At 46.3% G+C, this 18,942-nt stretch carries 14 protein-coding genes and 1 pseudogene; 5 read left to right on the forward strand and 10 right to left on the reverse strand.

Annotated elements, in window-relative coordinates; all coding sequences use genetic code 11:
• Positions 1 to 195 precede the first annotated feature (195 nt).
• Together QUA47_RS26430 and QUA47_RS26435 are read right to left on the reverse strand one after the other, a co-directional pair.
• The gene (locus tag QUA47_RS26430; RefSeq protein WP_333432945.1) at positions 196 to 1,230 is read right to left on the reverse strand and encodes a M28 family peptidase; all 1,035 of its coding nucleotides are present in this window, start codon (positions 1,228 to 1,230) and stop codon (positions 196 to 198) included.
• A 98-nt stretch (positions 1,231 to 1,328) separates the two neighbouring features.
• Positions 1,329 to 2,531, reverse strand: a complete 1,203-nt coding sequence (locus QUA47_RS26435) for a Coenzyme F420 hydrogenase/dehydrogenase, beta subunit C-terminal domain (protein ID WP_333432946.1) — start codon at positions 2,529 to 2,531, stop codon at positions 1,329 to 1,331.
• A 411-nt stretch (positions 2,532 to 2,942) separates the two neighbouring features.
• Between QUA47_RS26435 and QUA47_RS26440 the strand changes: the two genes are divergently transcribed.
• Positions 2,943 to 3,488: a hypothetical protein gene (locus tag QUA47_RS26440; RefSeq protein ID WP_333432947.1), complete on the forward strand. Its 546-nt coding sequence runs from the start codon at positions 2,943 to 2,945 to the stop codon at positions 3,486 to 3,488.
• 175 nt (positions 3,489 to 3,663) lie between these two features.
• On the opposite strand, the gene QUA47_RS26445 is transcribed toward QUA47_RS26440, so the two are convergent.
• The 5 genes from QUA47_RS26445 to psbZ form a co-directional block, all read right to left on the reverse strand.
• Positions 3,664 to 3,885 carry a hypothetical protein gene (locus QUA47_RS26445; RefSeq protein WP_333432948.1) on the reverse strand — a complete coding sequence of 74 codons (222 nt, stop codon included), beginning with the start codon at positions 3,883 to 3,885 and terminating at the stop codon, positions 3,664 to 3,666.
• Between the two features lie 165 nt (positions 3,886 to 4,050).
• Entirely contained in the window at positions 4,051 to 5,538 is a 1,488-nt protein-coding gene (locus QUA47_RS26450; protein WP_333220459.1) for a DEAD/DEAH box helicase, read from the reverse strand.
• 774 nt (positions 5,539 to 6,312) lie between these two features.
• On the reverse strand, positions 6,313 to 7,623 hold the full coding sequence (gene rimO / locus QUA47_RS26455) for a 30S ribosomal protein S12 methylthiotransferase RimO (protein WP_006633596.1): 1,311 nt from the start codon (positions 7,621 to 7,623) through the stop codon (positions 6,313 to 6,315).
• Positions 7,624 to 7,836: 213 nt separating this feature from the next.
• Positions 7,837 to 8,430, reverse strand: coding sequence for a 6,7-dimethyl-8-ribityllumazine synthase (gene ribH / locus QUA47_RS26460; RefSeq protein ID WP_333290396.1), 594 nt, complete (start codon positions 8,428 to 8,430; stop codon positions 7,837 to 7,839).
• Positions 8,431 to 8,650: 220 nt separating this feature from the next.
• On the reverse strand, positions 8,651 to 8,842 hold the full coding sequence (gene psbZ / locus QUA47_RS26465; protein ID WP_006633598.1) for a photosystem II reaction center protein PsbZ: 192 nt from the start codon (positions 8,840 to 8,842) through the stop codon (positions 8,651 to 8,653).
• A 316-nt stretch (positions 8,843 to 9,158) separates the two neighbouring features.
• Between psbZ and QUA47_RS26470 the strand changes: the two genes are divergently transcribed.
• A complete protein-coding gene (locus QUA47_RS26470; RefSeq protein WP_333432949.1) occupies positions 9,159 to 12,119 on the forward strand; it encodes a CBS domain-containing protein in 2,961 nt (986 codons plus the stop codon).
• Positions 12,120 to 12,449: 330 nt separating this feature from the next.
• Positions 12,450 to 12,710, forward strand: a pseudogene (locus QUA47_RS26475) (DUF2127 domain-containing protein); the annotation flags it as partial.
• A gap of 1,174 nt (positions 12,711 to 13,884) precedes the next feature.
• On the opposite strand, the gene QUA47_RS26480 reads toward QUA47_RS26475, so the two are convergent.
• The gene (locus tag QUA47_RS26480) at positions 13,885 to 14,229 is read right to left on the reverse strand and encodes a DUF4870 domain-containing protein (protein WP_333289998.1); all 345 of its coding nucleotides are present in this window, start codon (positions 14,227 to 14,229) and stop codon (positions 13,885 to 13,887) included.
• Between the two features lie 102 nt (positions 14,230 to 14,331).
• Here QUA47_RS26480 and prfC point away from each other — a divergent pair, with 102 nt between their 5' ends.
• The gene (gene prfC, locus QUA47_RS26485) at positions 14,332 to 15,960 is read left to right on the forward strand and encodes a peptide chain release factor 3 (protein WP_333432950.1); all 1,629 of its coding nucleotides are present in this window, start codon (positions 14,332 to 14,334) and stop codon (positions 15,958 to 15,960) included.
• Positions 15,961 to 16,371: 411 nt separating this feature from the next.
• Here the strand turns inward: prfC and QUA47_RS26490 are convergent, their stop codons facing one another.
• Entirely contained in the window at positions 16,372 to 16,635 is a 264-nt protein-coding gene (locus QUA47_RS26490) for a prevent-host-death protein (protein WP_333202989.1), read from the reverse strand.
• 391 nt (positions 16,636 to 17,026) lie between these two features.
• On the opposite strand from QUA47_RS26490, the gene QUA47_RS26495 reads away from it, so the two are divergent.
• Positions 17,027 to 17,296, forward strand: coding sequence for a hypothetical protein (locus tag QUA47_RS26495; RefSeq protein ID WP_242725078.1), 270 nt, complete (start codon positions 17,027 to 17,029; stop codon positions 17,294 to 17,296).
• A gap of 243 nt (positions 17,297 to 17,539) precedes the next feature.
• On the opposite strand, the gene QUA47_RS26500 is transcribed toward QUA47_RS26495, so the two are convergent.
• Positions 17,540 to 18,942: tetratricopeptide repeat protein (locus QUA47_RS26500; RefSeq protein WP_333432951.1), on the reverse strand; the 1,403-nt coding region annotated here is incomplete at its 5' end.

Raw genomic sequence — 18,942 nt, forward strand, 5'->3', positions numbered from 1 at the left:
GTTGCGAGGGAGCCAACTGGTTCAATATTTCACTGTCTAGTTTGAGAGGCTGCTCTTTTTTCATAATTATAATAATCTCCCTCCTGTATCCTCTTTGTCAATACCCCCTGACCTGAATCCTTACTTTATAGGTGCGTCATTTTGCCTGATATTCTATGCCGAGCGATGATATTTCCCCGCTGGCACCCTACACAACTAATTAATATCAACTCCCACCAAATCTGCCACAACTTTCTCCAATCCAGCTATCACCTTCGCCGTCCGTTCCCAGTCAACCTTATCGGGTGTATCTTGCGCCGTGTGATAGTAAGGATAGCGATAGGGAGCAGTATCTGTCACCATCAGCCCTGGATAACCATGTTGCCAAAAAGACCATTGATCAGACCAACCCACACCAGGAATGCCACCTGGAATTGCTGCACCTTCCGAGGGAAATTCAGCATGGCGGCGGAAAGATGCGATCGCCTCTCTAACCAGTTTACTTGAGGATGTATTGCCAATAAATCCGATAAAATTCCCCGAGGTAGGATAAAAAAGGTTTAATGGTGCTGGATATTTCTGACTGTTTTTGGCATCTGAGTAATAACCAATTGTTTCTAAACTGAGCATCGAAACAATTTTTTCATTACGCTCTCTGCATCTTTTCGCATAAACCAAACTCCCCATATCAGCAGTCCAGAAAAAAGGCGGTTCCTCATTCACAAACTCAACAAAACGCACAGTTTTTTCCGGCTTTTTACCTGCAAACATTCTCGCTAAAGCCAGCACTCCCGCCGCCCCAGTTGCGTTATCATTTGCCCCTGGACTCCCCACCACAGAATCATAATGGGCCCCAATTACAACTATTTCATCTGCATTTTTCCCCCCTGGAATCTCCACTTCTATGTTATAATAAAATTTATCATCAATTTTATATCCTTGTGGTTCAACTTTATAGCCAGCAGCTTGAAAAGATGCTTCGAGAAAGTCAGCGGCTTCTCCAAGTTTTTGATAGTGTATAAAGTTGCGCTCTCCGATTTCACCAGAGAGCTTTTCCACATCGCGCTGTAAAGCATCTCGGAGCGAGATTTCCTGTGCTGTTAAAGGGGGAATTGTCCCGCTGTAGCTTTTCCCTGGCATTGCAATCATACTCAACCATATCCCACTAATCAGACTAATTAAGATCGTACAAAGGATAGCCAGTCTAGGTAACGTTCTGCGATTCCATAATTCAATTTTTCCCAATAGCATTTGTTTTCTATCTTTTGCTATCCTTGAGTAGCAGGGTGCATCAGTTAGCGTTATTTTTTCAATAATCAAACAACTCCTGACTGACGCACCCTACAAGTTTACACATCTGGTAACTTATACTGCCCCACAATCCGCTTAGCATATTCCGGCACATGAGCCTCTAATTTCTCCGGGTAATTGCGCTTCACGTACAGATAATTGCGAGTGAAATGAGAATCAATCGAAAACCGAGCATATTCCAAACCCTTCGGCCCAATTCTCTCAATAAACACTCCCATTAACTTCGCCGCCCACATCGGCAAAGTCACTCCTTTTTCATAAGCCGGAATGCTTTGCTGAACCGCCTCTTTTCTGTTTCCCTGAGACATCACCGGCTGAGTATTTAACTGATCCGTTACCAAGTCTAACATCTCTTGCCCGGTGTCATTTCGCACTACAATCCACTGCCAACCAAAAGGTGCGCCCATATAGCCCACAACTAAATCAGCTAAAGAATTCACATAATCAAAACAGCTCAAACAAGAAGGAGCAAAAACATCTTTCAACTCCTTAGTATTCAAGCCAAAAAACGGCACTTTTTCTTCCGAACCATCTTCGTGTTTGAAGTGAACGTTAAAGTCTTGCATAAACTCATAAGAAACCACCGTTTCAGGAGAGCGGCTAGTCGTGTCTAGGAATTTCTGCAAGCCTGCACGGCTGACATTATCCACGCAGGGAGTTCCCAAAACGTAGAGCTTTTCTAAACCGAGTTTTTTCTCGACTGTTCGCAAGGCTTGAATTTGACAGCCGACGCCAATTACTAACACCCGCTTCATCCCAGATTGTTCGATTTGTTCTAATACTGAAAGATTTGGAGAGAGAGTGGGTTTGTTGACTTTTGCTGCCAAAATTTCTTCGCGATTTCTAGCAATAATCGGCATCGGTTGAAAGCGGTCTTCTTTAGTATTTTGGACGCAAACAACGCCTTCTACAATTCCTTTTTCGAGCATTTCAATCGCAATTGTGCTGACGATTCCCGTCCACTGAGCACCCTCAATAGGCTCTTTTTTCCGAGCCGCCATCATGTTTTGACTGACTCCGAAATACCAGTCGTCGGGATTGTCGAGATTGCGCGATCGTCCGTGAATCTCTTCTTCTAATTCCGCGATGTGCTGTGTTAAGAAAGCACAAGATTCCTTGACATAATGGATGTAATATGTATCGCACAAACCGCACTCGCTGCAAAGTTCTTTAGCGGGGCGGCGGCTACCCGGTTTGAGGGCCTTGGATTTTTGGTGCTTAGTAGAATCTGTTGCGGTCATCTAAATTACTTATTTTATGCAGATATGGCTTTTGTTAGGATATCACAGCAATTTCCGTTGATTTACCTCTTTATTCTTTCTTTCAGTCCTCGCAGGCGGACGCAAGCTTGTGCGGGAGCAAATTCGGTTCGCCCGAAATTGGCGGTTTTCAAAACTTAAAAAATATTAGTCAGGACTTACCTAGGTTGCGCTAGAAACCCGGTTTCTTCCTGAATACCTCGCTGTTAAACCTAAGATTTATGGTAAAAACCGAGTTTCTTTGTGTAGTTTTGGTAAAAAAATTCGGTTTCAGAGCATCGCCGTGCGTCCAGGAGTGTTTGTATAAGTCCTATTAGTATCAATCCGGATCTAGCGGGCGATCGCGCGAATAAATTGCCAAATAAAGCTATAAAAAAAATGGTAAAAATGTTTGTGACCACAGCCGTCGCTGGCATCATGATGAATCTCGCCATTTCGAGCTTAGGATTTGCTGCTTTAGTTCGTCCTGTTCCTGCTATGAATCACACTGTTGCGACTCTAGAAAGAATGCTCAGTGCGACACAAAAGCCGGCGGCGCTGAACTATTCGCGCCTGGGGATTGGCGGCGTTCGGTTGGGGATGGCTGTAGAAGAGGCAAAACGCAAGTTGGGAAAACCGCAGCGCGACGAAACTAAACCTGCTGGGCCTGGCATCGGCGGCAAGATTCGCACGCTAACCTACTCAGGATTGACGGTAGCAGCATGGGATGGCAAAGTTTATTTAGTTTCTACTACCAATCCCAAGTTTCTGACAATTGATGGTGTGAAGCTAGGAGATAACAGCCAAAAAGTCGTTAAAACTTACGGTTACGGGTCGCAATCAGTGCAGGGTGGAGTGACTCGGTTGACTTACAGCAATGACCAAAAGGCTTCTAATTTGATTTTGGAAACTAAGGGCGATCGCGTACAAAAAATTATTGTGAGCACGCAGCTAAACTGAAATATTAAACAACAGTGCAAAAGTCCCGGTTCACAAGTTTGTAGTAAGGACTTTATTCCTTATTTATTAGGATTTTTAGCCTTTCTGTGAGTTGACTGGAGGGCTTTTTCCTGATGTGCGATCGCCCGCGTCTCCTTAATCCTCTTCATCCTCATCCGACAATGTTGTCATTTCCTCAGCAACTAGCGTCTGAAAGTCCTCTCCGCAGTGAACGTTGAGATGGATTGCAGAGAGGAAGGAACTCTGCTAGAATTTCAGCTTTTTGTCGATCGCTCAAATCAGGTAACTGAAGCTGATGGATTAAAGTAATAACATTTTGGCACTCAGTACCCAATTCTTCAATTAACGTACTCAGCGTAGAATTAGTTACAGAAATTTTCCTATCGCTAACTGGCATCTTTACTTATCCAATTGTCAGTCCGCTAGGAGTGGACGAAAGTTTGTTCGCGGTTTCAACCGCCGATCTCGGATTTGGGTTCACACCTATAAAAAAAAGTAGAGGTGCGAGCGATCGCATCTCTACAAAAATTCTAAATAAGGTGCACATTGTGCACCCTACCAATTAGCTGTTCTGGGGAACAGGAGCACTCGGTGCTCCAGAAAAAGTCGGCGCTGGTACAGAATTACTCGGTGCACCAGTCTTAGCCCGCTTTTTGATCAAGATTGGCTTGACGCTGTTTTCTCCACCAATCGGGGGATCTTCTTGTTGAGCGTAATCCGCGCCCATCCAAGCAGGACGGCTTTGATCGAAAGCCATTTGCAAAGCAGCAGCGGCGATCGCGTGGGAGTCGTACTCCTCGGATAACTGAGACACCAGAGGCAAGAAAGATGCCATCCGTTCGCCAGCCAAAGCTTCGCGAACTTTACCCTGCATCTTTTCCAACTGACGAGCTTCAATTTGCGCCCGTGTCGGAATGTTTCGCACCGTCAAGCTCGATCGAACGTGGCGTTCAATCAAACGCAGTTTGCGGCGATCGACCGGTTGAATAAGCGTAATTGCCGTTCCTTCGCGACCAGCCCGGCCTGTGCGTCCGATCCGGTGAACGTAGCTTTCCACACTGTCGGGCAAATCGTAGTTAATCACGTGAGTCAAGTGATCCACGTCCAAACCCCGCGCCGCAATATCAGTCGCCACTACCCAGCGCACCTGACATTGGCGGAATCGATGCAACAAACGTTCCCGTTGTGCCTGATTCAAATTACCGTGATACTCATCAACGCTGTGACCGGCTGCTTGCAGTTGGCTGGTGAGTTCTGCCGCCGACTGCCGAGTCCGCACAAAAATCAGTGCAGATTCCGGGTCTTCCATTTCTAAAATTGGCTGTAGGGCTCTTGCCTTCGACCAGCCACGGGGAATCATGTACACGCCTTGGCTGATGCGCTTTGGCGTTGCTTTTGGCTGTTCTACGGTGACGTTGACTGGGTTACGCAAATGCCGCGCCACCAGTTTCCGAATGGAAGCTTCCATCGTCGCCGAGAAAAATGCCGTTTGACGTTCTTTTGGTGCAGCATCCAAGATTTTTTCCACATCTTGGATAAAGCCCATGCTCAGCATTTCGTCAGCTTCATCCAAAACCAGCCACTTTACCTTGTCTAGTTTCAGGCTGCCACGGCTGAGCATATCCAATATGCGTCCGGGTGTACCGACAACGACGTGCACGCCGCGCTTCAAACGCTGCATTTGACGATCGATCGATTGACCGCCGTACACTGTCAGAACTTGCAGAGAGCGACCCACTTTTACAGGGCCGTCGCTGCTGATGCCGCTCAAATCACGGATGGCTTCAGTTACTTGCATCGCCAATTCGCGAGTCGGCGTCAGCACCAGTGCTTGCACCGCAGTTACATCTAAATCAATCCGCTCCAAGATGGGCAACGAGAATGCTGCCGTTTTGCCTGTCCCTGTTTGGGCTTGACCCACAACGTCGCGACCTGCTAGCAAGTGCGGAATTGCTTGTACTTGGATGGGAGTAGGTTCTGTAAAGCCTAGTGTTTCCAGATGGAGAACGAGTTCTTCCGAAAGACCTAAGCCTTCAAACAATAAATTCATTAATGCTCCTAATAACGAGTCTTAGCCTTCTAAGTTGCCCAACTCGGATGCGGATTTCTGCTCTAGGGCAGGAACTCATAAGAGTTCTTTATGGTGCTGCGCCTGCGCGCACCTTCTTAAATAGCAATCGAGTATAGGGCAGCTCCGTCGATGGTGACTAAATTTACCAATTCGACAGCCGTCTTTGATTTTGTGACATCACCGATACCAACCGCCAGGGGTCGGGTTATAGGCTTCCAACATTCTTAAAACAGGACATTGGACTTCCTTTGAGGTACTTGCAAGCTTTCCCTCTCAGGCATTTTATAGTGAGGATCATGACCAGCCCCACTTCACTACATAGTAGTAACAGGTTGTTTGGTTCAGGCGCTATCCCGCAATCCGTCGCCTGCGGGATTGAGCGGGGGATGGGGCGACCGTTACCGCCTATCCATCTCAACACTCTTTCGGGATACCGTTGTGGTGTAGGGCGGACGGCGAAGCAATCTCAAATTATCCCCGCTTATTTCTGGCTTGTTATCATCATAACTCTTTACATTCAGAAACAAAACATTAAATTCGTTAAAATTTTCCGATGTTCTGTAGAGATTACCGCACCCCGACGGGGAGGGTCGATTGCCAGATAGGGGCTAAAAAAGTTTAGAACCCCTTTGCTACATATCTTTGCACAATTGTGTACTAACCGTTACTTTTGTTGCACAATCCGCTAATCATTTTTGGCTCGTGTCCGGTTTTTGTTCGCCGCACCGCCGATCGCGACAGTTCCAGCAATACTTACACTTGACCGTAGAGGTCGTAGACATCTGCACCAGTAATTTTCACAGATACGATTGAACCCAGCCGCGCTTCTCCTGTGACATAGACGAGTCCATCTACTTCTGGGGAAAACCGAGCGGATCTACCAATCAACTCGCCTGTCTCTGGTTGTTCTTGTTCTATCAGGACATCAACTACCTGACCGACAGACTCTTGATTCTTCTTCAATGATATAGGTTGTTGTGCCGCCATTACCGAATTTCGCCGCATTTCCATTATTTCTGCAGGTATTTGCTGGGGCAAGCTGAAGGCTGGGGTTCCTTCTTCTGGCGAAAATACAAAAACTCCTACGTGATCGAATTCATGGCGCTTGACAAATTCCAGCAAGTGTGCTGCGTGTTCGTCGGTTTCGCCGGGGAAGCCAACAATAAAAGTTGTCCGCATCACAGCGCCGGGAAGTGCTGCTTTGAGCCGATCGACTATAGCATCATTGATCCCGGCTTGAAAAGGTCGATTCATCGCCCGCAGAATTTCCGGGTGCGAGTGTTGCAGGGGTAAATCCAAATACGGCAAAACGTTGGGCGTTTCGCGGATTGCCTCGACAACTTGGGGAGTCAAACCTGTAGGATAGGCGTAGTGCATCCGAATCCAAGGTACATCTACTTCACCCAAAGCCCGAAGCAGTTCGGCTAGTTTCGGTTCGCCATAAATATCTTTGCCGTAGTTGGTGGTAATTTGAGAAATTAATATAATTTCCTTTACCCCTTCCGATGCCAATTGCTTAGCTTCGGCGACGATAGATTCGATCGTCCGCGATCGTTGATTTCCGCGCAAGTGCGGGATAATGCAAAATGCACAGCGGTAGTCGCAGCCTTCTGCTATTCGCAGATAAGCGACACCTTCCGATGTGGTGCGGTAGCGGGGAGTAGTTTCGTCAGCGATGTAAGTAGGTTCTGAGGAGACGAGGGAAACTCGATCGCCCTTTTCCACCTGCTGCATAACATTGACTATTTTGTGATAGTCCCCAGTGCCGACAATTGCGACTGCTTCGGGCAATTCGTCCAGCAATTCCTGCTGAAAATGCTGTGCCATGCAGCCGGTGATGACTACTTTTTTATTAGCTTCTGCCAATTCTACCAAGGTGCGGACTGACTCTTCTCGCGCAGCTTGGATAAAACTACAAGTATTGACTACAACATAATCAGCTAATTCTTCATTAGAATCCACTTGATAGCCCGCTTGAGCCAGCAAGCCAATCATGTGTTCGGTATCGATGCGATTTTTTTCGCAGCCGAGGTGAGTAAATGCGATCGTTGGCTTCGTTGCCATGCAGTAATAGTTAGTGTTGCGCTATTTCTAAGAACATTTTATGATATCACACTCATTGCCAATTGGCAAGGTAATGGTCTAATTTGTCCATCGGCTACGACCAGTGGAACTTTTACCTTGGGGGCGGGCATAATCACCACCCCACAAGAGTATTAAGATTTTTCCAGATGCAAATCTTGATGCTTTTTAGCTAAAAAATACTGCTAGCCCAACTTACGAGGGGATTTGATCCGACGATACATCCGGGGCGATCGCCAGATTTGCATCACCCGAAAGCACTTGAGAAGCAGACCCAGTAGTTAATCGATGATCGTAAGAGTGTGTTCCCAAACCCTTAACTTGGCGCATCAAAGTGCCCATTTCCAAAGCACTCATCGCATAATTCCAGCCCAAATTGCTTTTAATTCCAGCCCTTTCCAAAGCTTGCTGCATCGTGTCAGTCGTCACCACCCCAAAAATCACCGGCACCCCTGTCTGAAAAGCAGCAGCAGCAATTCCCTTAGCAACCTCACCAGCCACAAAATCGAAATGAGGAGTTTGGCCGCGAATTACCGCACCCAGACAAATTACCGCATCGTAGCGGTGAGAAAGAGCAGCTTGGCGCGCCACCAAAGGAATCTCAAAACTTCCCGGAACCCAAAAAAAGTCCACCTGAGAGCCATGAGGATTAACATCAACCCCGTGGCGTTTCAAACAATCTTGACATCCCTCCAAAAGTTTGTTAACCACCAAATCGTTAAAACGACCGATGACAATAGCAAACCGCAAAGATTCGGTGTGAGTAAAAGTTCCCTCGAAAACAGTCATAGTGTTCTAGTTTAGATTTTAGGTTTTAGATTTTAGATTTTTGTTTGTGAGAAGGCAAAAGTCAGAAAGCAGCAGCATCTCATCTGAATCTTAAGTGCAAAAACATACAGGATCGCGCGGTCTGGAAAATTCCTAGCTTCTGCCGAATGCCTTTCAATCGCTGGTGAATGCCTTCATCCTTCTATCTTTTACCTTCTTTATTCGATAGAGTTGGGTGAAATTAAACGACTAAAAAGTTCAATACACCCACTGCAATAACCAGCAAAAACCAGAGAGCCGATCCGACATAAATCAGGGATTTAGACTGATTCCAGTTTTGGGGAGAGGCATAAGCAACTGGCACGCCAACGACCATCACAAAAGACAGCAGTACCAGACCCAGTAAAACCACTTGAAACAGAATTGATAACATCTTTTCTCCTTTCGATATAACCGTGCGTTGATCCGAAATAGTTTCCCAGAACCGAAAAAAATCTTCCAAATTCTAGTTTTTGACAGTTTCCCGATCGTCGATCGAGAGATTGTCGGTTGATTGATACGAAAGAACCCGTGCAAATTCGGGCGTTGCGCGAACAGGCGTCAGCGGCTCTTGAGATTTCGATCAATTTTATCATTGTTCGCTACACGACAGAAAACTGGAAAGGTTAAGTTAAAGCCCGATCGACACATCCGGTTTCCGAGGGCGAGAAATTGCTACTGTTTGAGTTAGAGATGCGGGATTTTCGGCTATGGACTTAGTTTTGTGCCACACAACAGCAGATTTTGACGCCTTGGGGGCGGCGGTGGGACTTTGCGTGCTGCGCCCCGGTAGCAGGATCGTATTGACGGGCGGGTGTCATCCGACAGTGCGGGATTTTTTGGCGCTACACCGCGACGAGTACCCACTGATTGAGCGCCGATCGGTCAATCCGCAACAAATTCGATCGATTACTATAGTTGATGCCTCCCAGCGCGATCGTTTGGGAAAAGCCGCCGAGTGGCTGGATTTGCCACAAGTGAGCGAAATTGCTGTTTTCGACCATCACCTACAGGCCGATTTAGACATTCCCGCTACTGTTACGCAGATCGAAGCAGTCGGAGCCAGCACGACATTAATTGTCGAAAAGCTCAAAAATCAAGCAGAAAACAGCGACACACCATTCCGCCTTCTGCCTTCGGAAGCGACAGTAATGGCCCTCGGCATCCACGTCGATACAGGTTCCCTCACCTTTGAGGGCGCAACTGCGCGAGATGCAATAGCTTTGGCCTGGTTGATGGAACAGGGAGCGAGTTTGGGGGTAATCGCTGAATATGTAGAACCCGGTTTGTCTCCTCAATTGCAAGATTTGCTCAGAGAAGCGCTGAATAATTTGCGATCGCAAACTTTGCACGGTTACAGCGTAGCCTGGGTGCTGCTATCTACTGAAGCTTACGTTCCGGGGCTTTCTTCACTGGCTTCTCGCTTGCTGGATTTAACTGAAACCGATGCTCTGCTTTTAGGTAATGTTTATAAATTTGGCGAAAACGAAAACAACCGCAACATAGCTCCCGAATCGCCAGTTTCCAATCGATTAACTATTATCGGTCGATCGCGCATCGAAGGAACAAACCTCAGCGAATTGTTCAAACCCCTCGGCGGCGGAGGCCACGCCCGCGCCGCTTCCCTCGCCACCCGCGATGTTGACCCCCTGCTGACTTTAAATCAGTTAGCTGAGGAACTCAAAACTCAAATTCCCCACCCTCCGACAGCCCGCGAATTAATGTCGTCTCCAGTGCGGAGTATTCGCCCGGAAACATCGGTAGGGGAAGCTCACCGTATCCTCCTACGTTACGGACATTCGGGGCTTTCTGTGGTCGATGCGGGCGATCGACTCGCCGGCATTATCTCGCGCCGCGACATTGACATTGCGCTGCACCACGGTTTCAGTCACGCCCCGGTGAAGGGTTACATGACTCCGCAGCTAAAAACGATCGCCCCAGATACCTTGCTGCCGGAAATTGAATCTTTAATGGTGACATACGATATCGGGCGCTTGCCAGTATTGGAAAACGGTCAACTGGTGGGAATTGTTACCCGGACTGACGTGTTGCGGGAATTGCACCAGCAAAAAGCGCGAGACAGGGGAAGTAATGCAGAATTCTCTTATTGTGCCGTACCCGAATCGGTTGAGCAGTTGTTGCGATCGCGCATCAGTCCCGAATTATGGCAATTATTGTCGATCGCCGCCAATATTGCCCAAAATCGCGGCTGGCAACTTTATATTGTGGGTGGAGCAGTCCGGGATTTACTCTTAGCCACGGATGATACATTGGCGCTAACAGATATTGATTTGGTTGTGGATGGAAAGTGCGGTTCCGACGATTCCGGTGCTGGTGTCGAGTTAGCTTCCTCGCTGCAAAAACTTTACCCCGAATCGCGTTTGGACGTTCACGGTCAATTTCAAACCGCCGCGCTTTTGTGGCCCAAAGACTCTGCTTTCGGCTCGCTGTGGGTGGATATCGCTACGGCTCGCACTGAATTTTACCCTTATCCGGCTGCAAATCCTGAAGTTGAAGCGAGTTCAATTCGCCAAGATTTGTACCGCAGAGATTTTACAATTAATGCGCTGGCTGTGCGGTTGGGTGTTCCTCGCAGTGGCGAATTGTTAGATTTTTTTTGCGGTTTGCTGGACTTGGAATCGAAGCAAATTCGAGTTTTGCACGCCAATAGTTTTATCGAAGATCCGACGCGAATTTATCGCGCTGTGCGGTTTGCGGTGCGGTTGGGATTTGAAATTGAGCCGCAGACGGAAGGATACATCCGCAACGCTTTGGCCAGCGGGATTTATTACCGAATTCAGGGGGAAAACGGCCGAGCTCCGGCTTTGGAAACTCGGCTCAAAAGCGAATTGAAATACATTTTGCAAGCTCCTTACTGGAAAGTTGCTTTGCAAATGCTGGGAGATTTGCAGGCTTTGCGCTGCATTCATCCTAGTTTGGAGTTGGATCGGGAGTTGTGGCGGCAACTGCGTTTGCTCGATCGGTGTTTGAATGGAAGAAGGAAGAAGGAAGAAGGAAGAAGGAAGAAGGAAGAAGGAAGTTCGGCAACGGATTCTGTAACGGATTTAACGGATGTAAAGGATAGAAGGAAGAAGGAGAAGGGAAGAGGGGAAAAGGAAGAAGGAAGAGGGAAGAAGGAACAAACTATCCCCAATTCCCAATTCCCAATTCCCGATGCCCAATCCCCGATGCCCAATTCCCCATTCCCCATTATCAATATTCCCGATTGGCAGATGCGGCTGGAAGTTTTGATAGCTTATTTAGCACCGGAATATCGCGGCAAGGTGGCTGCAAATCTTCAGTTACCTGCTGACAGCATTAAGCGGTTGGAAGTGTTGGAAGCCGGAAAGAACCAGTTAGCAGAGAATTTGCCTAAGTGCGAGTTGCCGAGTCAATTGGTGCTGCTGTTGAGGAATTATGAGTGGCCGGTGTTAATTGCTATCTCCCTACAAAGTCCGCGAAGTGCACGCCGCCAAATCTGGGAATATCTCACGAAATGGGCGAATGTTGAGCCGCCTTTGAATGGCAACGATTTGAAGGCTTTGGGTTATAAGCCGGGGCCTGGGTTTAAACGAATGTTGGATGATTTGTTGGCGGCGAGGTTGGATGGCGATTTGGGCGATCGGGCTGCTGCGATCTCTTTCTTAGCACAACGTTATCCTCAAACTTAGTAAGGTGGGTCAGCAGCGCGTTATTTTTTATATAATTGATTAGCTAATTGCTGACGCACTCTACTAAATTTTTAGTTTTCAATCCCAAACAGCCTAACCAGGCGATCGCACATTATTGATATTTCGAGAATTAAGGTGAATAAACATCACGCTCCTGCTTTAATCGCAATTGTCCTTTACAAAACATTTGTGGCTTCCCTCTTGGCAGTAACTTCGATTGCTTTGCTTTTTACATTAAAAAATCATCAAGTCTTAGAAAAAAATTCGCAATCTTATTTGTTAGAAACTAAACTAAAAAATATTGAATTTATCTGAGAAAAACTTCTAAGTCTCAACCCTCACAAATTATTTTTTGGCGGACTTGCCGCAGCACTTTATGCAACTTTAACTGCTGTTGAAGCCGTTGGTTTGTGGTACGAAAAAGACTGGGCAACAATCTTAGTTTTAGTGCTGGTAAGCATCAGTATACCCCCTAAAATATATGAATTAGTTCAGGGGGTCACGGTACTTAAGGTAGCGGTATTTATCACAAATGTAGCCATCTTATGGTATTTGCTCCACCATTGGCCGAAGCATGGTAAAGGAGCTTAAAGTTTTGATTATTCAGAAAAAACTCACTTGATTTTATAAATGTCAGCATTTTCCATTTTAATTTCATAAAACGGCTGCTCAGTCAAATAAAAACCTCAATCTTTACAAAAATTTTGTGATTGTAAAGATTCGATAAAGCTACGAGGGGTTATACCCCCTATGAGTTATACTGACATATATATAGATGCACCCTGATGGCTTTCCCGTTCCACAAGAGCGGGATTTTTATTGGAAAAATATTGTATTAAGTTTTAAGACTCCTGGTGGAGATAGAATTGGTGGAACATTTGCCTAAAACGATCGCCAGATGCAAAAATAGCACAGCTAAAGCAAAAACGATGGTTCCGAGCGATCGAACCTCACCCCTAACTCTGCGAAATAACCCAAAGGCGGTAGCATAGTTTGGGAAGCGGCATCAACCGAAGATCAACTTAGCCTCAGCAACAGCCCTGCAATAGGGGGAAGACACCATTGCGACTTTAGGCAGATGAGGGTTCGGCATCACTTACCAAGCTACCCACATTCATTTAAACTGAGATGTTGCACCATTTTCAATTACTTGTTTAGGAACAGGCATCTTGCCTGTTCCACAAGAGATGAATTTTATTGTGGAACAGGCAAGATGCCTGTTCTTGACAATGGTGCAAGATGTAAGTTTAAACAGAGATGTTGCACCATTTTTAATGCCGAAGATAAGCTGTTGTGCATTTAAATTGTGTGTTGAAGGCGGGCTTTCCTGGCAACCACACAATAGTAAAAGTTTATTTGACCCTACAATTTAAAGGCGGATTAGCTTAACAGCTAGAATTAATAGTTTATTTTGCTCGAATTTTTGAAGCTTTATGGATTAAGAAGATTGATCTCATGATGTTAGTTCAATTTTCATGAATCCCCAACTGAATGATGCTTAGTTAGACAAAATTTTAATTTTTGTTACTAAATCTTGTCTCCGATACAGCGGTTCTCAAAAAAGTGCCCTATGCCCTATGCCCTATGCCCTATGCCCTACAGTACCTCATCTTTCTGATAAAGGGTATAATCAACCCTCTTTGTCACTTAAGCAGTGTATTGGTAAGTTGGGGGTAACGAATGTGGGTTATAAAACAATTAAAAACCCGCTTTCTTCTTAAAGAAATCGGGTTGTTGAAATCGATGGTGAAGCGCGATTTGCTGTCTAAACTATGCGGAAAATAAAAGGGTAGCGGTAAGGTTGGTTAGGATCTTGCAAAACGTGGAGGATAGCCATTATTGTCAGTCCCCAGTGCAGCAGATAACCTAGGGGCACTAGGATAATGCCAGCAAGACCGAAAGTGACGACACTTAACACCACAATCACGATGCTGTAAAGCCATACATTAAGGTGAAAATTGATCGCTTCTGTGGCATTTTCTTTGACAACGGGGTCATCTGATACTAACAATACAGCGATCGGCGCTCCGATCGAGAACAGTAACGTGCTGAAAAAAATCGCCCCGTGGCACACCAGTGATAGCAGCTTTCGCTTGTCCGAGTCGTACATATTATTTTTGTTCCTTGACTTTAGTGATAATTTTACCTTTAATAGCAACTGTAGCACAGGCTATAATGGCGATCGGGTGATGATTCCCCTACCTAATTTGTAATGACCACTGAACTCGAAACTGAACTGCTAACTGCTGTTGAGCGCCGGCGCAACTTTGCTATTATCTCGCACCCTGACGCGGGTAAAACTACTTTGACAGAAAAGCTGCTGCTGTACGGAGGTGCAATTCACGAAGCAGGTTCTGTGAAAGCGCGGCGGGCTCAGCGACACGCTACATCTGACTGGATGGCGATGGAACAGCAGCGGGGAATTTCTATTACTTCTACTGTTTTGCAGTTTGAGTATCAAAATTATCACATTAATCTGCTCGATACTCCGGGACACCAAGATTTTAGTGAAGATACTTATCGCACTCTGGCGGCGGCTGACAATGCGGTGATGCTGGAGGATGCTGCTAAGGGTTTGGAACCGCAAACTCGGAAGTTATTTGAAGTTTGTAAGCTGCGAAGTTTGCCTATTTTTACTTTCTTTAATAAGCTCGATCGCCCTAGCAGAGATCCTTTGGATTTGTTGGACGAAATTGAGAAGGAATTGGGGTTGCAGACTTATCCGGTAAATTGGCCGATAGGTACGGGCGATCGCTTTAAAGGTGTTTTCGATCGCAGAGGGCGCAAAATTCACTTATTCGAGCGGACTCAACACGGTTCTCGCGCTGCTGTTGATACTGTCATCGAATTGGGCGACCCGCGCATTGAAGATTTGTTGGAACAAGACCTTTACTATCAGCTCAAAGAAGAGTTAGAACTGCTGGATGAGTTAGGAACTGAACTGGATTTAGACTCCGTTCGGGCTGGAAAAATGACGCCTGTTTTCTTTGGCAGCGCCATGAGCAATTTTGGGGTCGAACTGTTTTTAGATGCGTTTTTAGATTACGCGATGAAGCCGATCGCCCGCAAGAGCACCGCCGGAGACTTGCCGCCAACTTATGAAGATTTTACCGGGTTTGTGTTCAAATTGCAAGCGAATATGGACCCGAGACACCGCGATCGGGTGGCGTTTATTCGGGTTTGTACGGGCAAATTTGAAAAGGACATGAACGTGACTCACGCTCGCAGTGGTAAAACGGTGCGTTTGTCAAGGCCTCAAAAGTTATTTGCTCAGGATCGGGAGTCGATCGAGGTTGCGTATCCCGGCGATGTGATCGGTTTGAACAATCCGGGAGTATTTGCGATCGGCGATACTATTTACACAGGCCAAAAACTGGAATATGAAGGGATTCCCTGTTTTTCTCCTGAACTTTTTGCTTTTTTGAGAAATCCCAATCCTTCTAAGTTTAAGCAGTTCCGCAAAGGCGTTTCGGAGTTGCAGGAAGAAGGTGCAGTGCAAATTATGTATTCGGTTGATGAGTCCAAACGCGAGCCTATTTTGGCTGCTGTGGGACAGTTGCAATTTGAAGTTGTGCAGTTCAGAATGCAGTCGGAATATAATGTGGAAACGACGATCGATATGTTGCCTTACAGTGTAGCTCGCTGGGTTGACGGCGGTTGGGAGGCGCTGGAAAAAGTTGGGCGGCTGTTTAATACGGTGACGGTGAAAGATACTTGGGGAAGGCCGGTTTTGCTGTTTAGAAATGAGTGGAATTGCCGGCAGGTGGAAGGGGAACATCCTGTTTTGAAGTTAAATGCGATCGCCCCTGTGGTTTCTGGTTTGGCTGTTAGCGAGGAGTGAGATTACCGCAGGCAAAGGACACAACAGTGTTGTGTCCGTACAAATACTATTTAGTCGGCTTAAATACGCCGGATATAAGAAGTTACAATCACGGATCTAACAGTTTTTCTAAGATGGTGTAAATGTCTTTTTTGTCACCATCTTTACGTCTCCCTAGTCCCACGACAACAACTAGAACTCTATCTTGTTCGACTTGATAAACTATACGATAGCGCTGTCCAACAGCTCGGATGCTGCGAAATCCTGATAGGTTATCTACAAGGGCTTTGCCTTGCTTTTGTGGTTCAAATTTTAGTTAATCGATGCGATCGCGCAATTTTTCCTGTTCTCGTCGATCTTTGACTGCCTCCAACATTTCCAGTGCCAGTGGCGTAAGCTGGATCTCATATTCGATCGCATTTTCTTCGTGATTCATAGTCCCAATTTTGCTTTGGCATTTTCCCAGGAAATAGTTTCGCCTTGGCGGGCTTGGGTGATGCTTTGGCGCAATTTGGTAACGAATTCTGTATCGGTGAGAATATCTAAGGTTTCTAACAGTTCAGTCAAATGCGTGTAGCTCATTGCAGCCATAACGGGAACGCCATCTTGAGTGATGATGATAGGCTCATTGATAAGTTCTTGGGGTAGGTTTGGAAGCTGCTGCTGTGCTTGGGCAATGGTGAGTCGTTTGGACATGGTTGTACTAAAGCAACATTACTTTTAATTTAGCATTTCGGCCCAACTAACTGGTTTCCAGCCGCTGACGCTGGTAACGAGTAAATCCACAATCTAAGATTCAAAATCTAAAATCCAAAATCGATTGACGGCGGCCCCCATCTGCGGCTAGGCTTTGAAGTGAGAGGTTGCTTGCTTGTAGAGGAGGCAGCCCGCGTCGCCCAAAAATCTAGTTGCACTGCCCAAAGCTGCGCTAACAGCAATGGACAGCATAACCGCCAAACTGGGACTAGCAGTCTGGAGGCTAACGGAGTATCTTAACATCCTCTGTAGCCGCCCTGCTATGTGTTGAAATGCGGGGCGGCTGGGTTTTTGGGTTTTTCTAGAAAACCCAAAACCAGGAGAACATATTATGTCACAGGAATTCGTGCCTGACGACAACAAATCTGAGCGCCCAAATGACGACTCAGCAGCAGTATGCGAACAGGAAGTGGTGCTGTTAACGGTTGTCGGTTCGCCCAAAGGTGTCCGGGAAACCATACTCACTTTGTACCGGCTGGGATTTGCAGAAGTGGGCGATTGGAGCCCCGTACAGCGTGCCGCTAATCCGAAGCAGGTGATGAGCGTGCTGATCCGTCGGAAGCGGGCTGATGGTACACCGCCGAGACAATCTGGGCGGTAAGCTGCAAGGTTAAATAGCTAAATTCGAGGGCGGGCCTTTAACGCTCAGCCCTGAGTCCGGCAGGGGTTGAAACCCCTGCCTCAATGCTAAAGTCCTCGCTATGAGGACTAATGAATTCTTCAGTCCTCGACCGAGGGCTTTTGCTAAAAGCCCCGTGGAATTCATTCCCTGGCGGCCTTTCGGTTTAAGTTAACTTGACACGTCCTCCTTTTTAATGCCGCGTCTTTACTCATTTCGATCGAGCTAACTGCTGACGGTATCCTCACCCAAATTATCGAGATATTCTTGCAGCAAATCGCGCATATTGCGAACCCAATCATTGTTAGGAGCAATGGCTAAATATCGATTAAACATTTCCAGTGCTTCTTGCCAATTTTTTAGTGCTTCCTGTCTATCAACTAATTTTTCTTGCAAATTACCCAGACTTTGCAGCGCAATCCCTTTGTTGTTGAGAGCATAGATCTCATCCGGCGCAATAATTAAAGCAGAATTAAAGGCAGCGATCGCATCAAAGTAAGATTGTTTTGCCCCCTCAAATTCACTTAGCTCTGCTTGCAAATCACCCAGACTTTGCAGCGCATACCCTTTGATGGAGAGAATTAAATAATCATCTGGTGCAATAAGTAAAGCAGAATTATAGGTAGCGATCGCATCAAAGTAAGACTGTTTTGCCCCCTCAAATTCACTTAGCTGCGCTTGCAAATCACCCAGACTTTGCAGCGCATACCCTTTGTTGTTGAGAGCATAATTATCATCTGGTGCAATAATTAAAGCAGAATTATAGGCTGCGATCGCATCAAAGTAAGACTGTTCTGCTGCCTCAAATTTACTTAGCTTTGCTTGCAATTCACCCAGTTTTAGCAGCGCAATCCCTTTGTTTTTGAGAGCATAATAATCATCCGGTGCAATATGTAAAACAGAATTATAGGCAGCGAGCGCATCTGAGTAAGACTGTTTGGCTGCCTCAAATTCACTTAGCTTTGCTTGCAACTTACCCAGAGTTCGCAGCGCATTCCCTTTGTTGTGGAGCAGCCTAGAATCATCCGGTGCAATAATTAAAGCAGAATTAAAGGCTGCGATCGCCTCTGAGTAAGACTGTTTGGCTGCCTCAAATTCACTTAGCCCTGCTTGCAATTCACTCAGACTTTGCAGCGCAATCCCTTTGGTGTTGAGCATTATAGAATCATCCGGTGCAATAATTAAAGCAGAATTAAAGGCAGCGATCGCCTCTGAGTAAGACTGTTTTGCTGCCTCAAACTCATTTAGCCGTCCCTGCAACTCACCCAGACTTTGCAGCAAATTCCCTTTGCTTTTAAGAGCATTGATATCATCCGGTACAATAAATAAAGCAGAATTATAGGCTGCGAGCGCCTCAAAATAAGACTGTTTTGCCGCCTCAAATTCACTTAGCCCTGCTTGCAATTCACTCAGACTTTGCAGTGCAATCCCTTTGTTGGTGAGAGCCCAGATATCATCCGGTGCAATAATTAAAGCCGAATTATAGGCTGCGATCGCCTCAAAGTAAGACTGTTTTGCCGCCTCAAATTCACTTAGCTTTGCTTGCAATTTACTCAGACTTTGCAGTGCAATCCCTTTGTTGGTGAGAGCCCAGATATCATCCGGTGCAATAATTAAAGCCGAATTAT

The organism is Microcoleus sp. MON2_D5 (assembly GCF_036701905.1).
Taxonomy (GTDB): Bacteria; Cyanobacteriota; Cyanobacteriia; order Cyanobacteriales; family Microcoleaceae; genus Microcoleus.

Excerpts from the sequence above, each read along its gene's own strand:
- QUA47_RS26430 (WP_333432945.1), bottom strand. The coding sequence starts at position 1,230 with ATGCTATTGGGAAAAATTGAATTATGGAATCGCAGAACGTTACCTAGA.
- psbZ (WP_006633598.1), bottom strand. The coding sequence starts at position 8,842 with ATGTTATCAATTCTGTTTCAAGTGGTTTTACTGGGTCTGGTACTGCTG.
- rimO (WP_006633596.1), bottom strand. The coding sequence starts at position 7,623 with ATGGCAACGAAGCCAACGATCGCATTTACTCACCTCGGCTGCGAAAAA.
- QUA47_RS26470 (WP_333432949.1), top strand. The coding sequence starts at position 9,159 with ATGGACTTAGTTTTGTGCCACACAACAGCAGATTTTGACGCCTTGGGG.
- prfC (WP_333432950.1), top strand. The coding sequence starts at position 14,332 with ATGACCACTGAACTCGAAACTGAACTGCTAACTGCTGTTGAGCGCCGG.
- ribH (WP_333290396.1), bottom strand. The coding sequence starts at position 8,430 with ATGACTGTTTTCGAGGGAACTTTTACTCACACCGAATCTTTGCGGTTT.
- QUA47_RS26435 (WP_333432946.1), bottom strand. The coding sequence starts at position 2,531 with ATGACCGCAACAGATTCTACTAAGCACCAAAAATCCAAGGCCCTCAAA.
- QUA47_RS26445 (WP_333432948.1), bottom strand. The coding sequence starts at position 3,885 with ATGCCAGTTAGCGATAGGAAAATTTCTGTAACTAATTCTACGCTGAGT.
- QUA47_RS26480 (WP_333289998.1), bottom strand. The coding sequence starts at position 14,229 with ATGTACGACTCGGACAAGCGAAAGCTGCTATCACTGGTGTGCCACGGG.
- QUA47_RS26495 (WP_242725078.1), top strand. The coding sequence starts at position 17,027 with ATGTCACAGGAATTCGTGCCTGACGACAACAAATCTGAGCGCCCAAAT.
- QUA47_RS26450 (WP_333220459.1), bottom strand. The coding sequence starts at position 5,538 with ATGAATTTATTGTTTGAAGGCTTAGGTCTTTCGGAAGAACTCGTTCTC.
- QUA47_RS26490 (WP_333202989.1), bottom strand. The coding sequence starts at position 16,635 with ATGTCCAAACGACTCACCATTGCCCAAGCACAGCAGCAGCTTCCAAAC.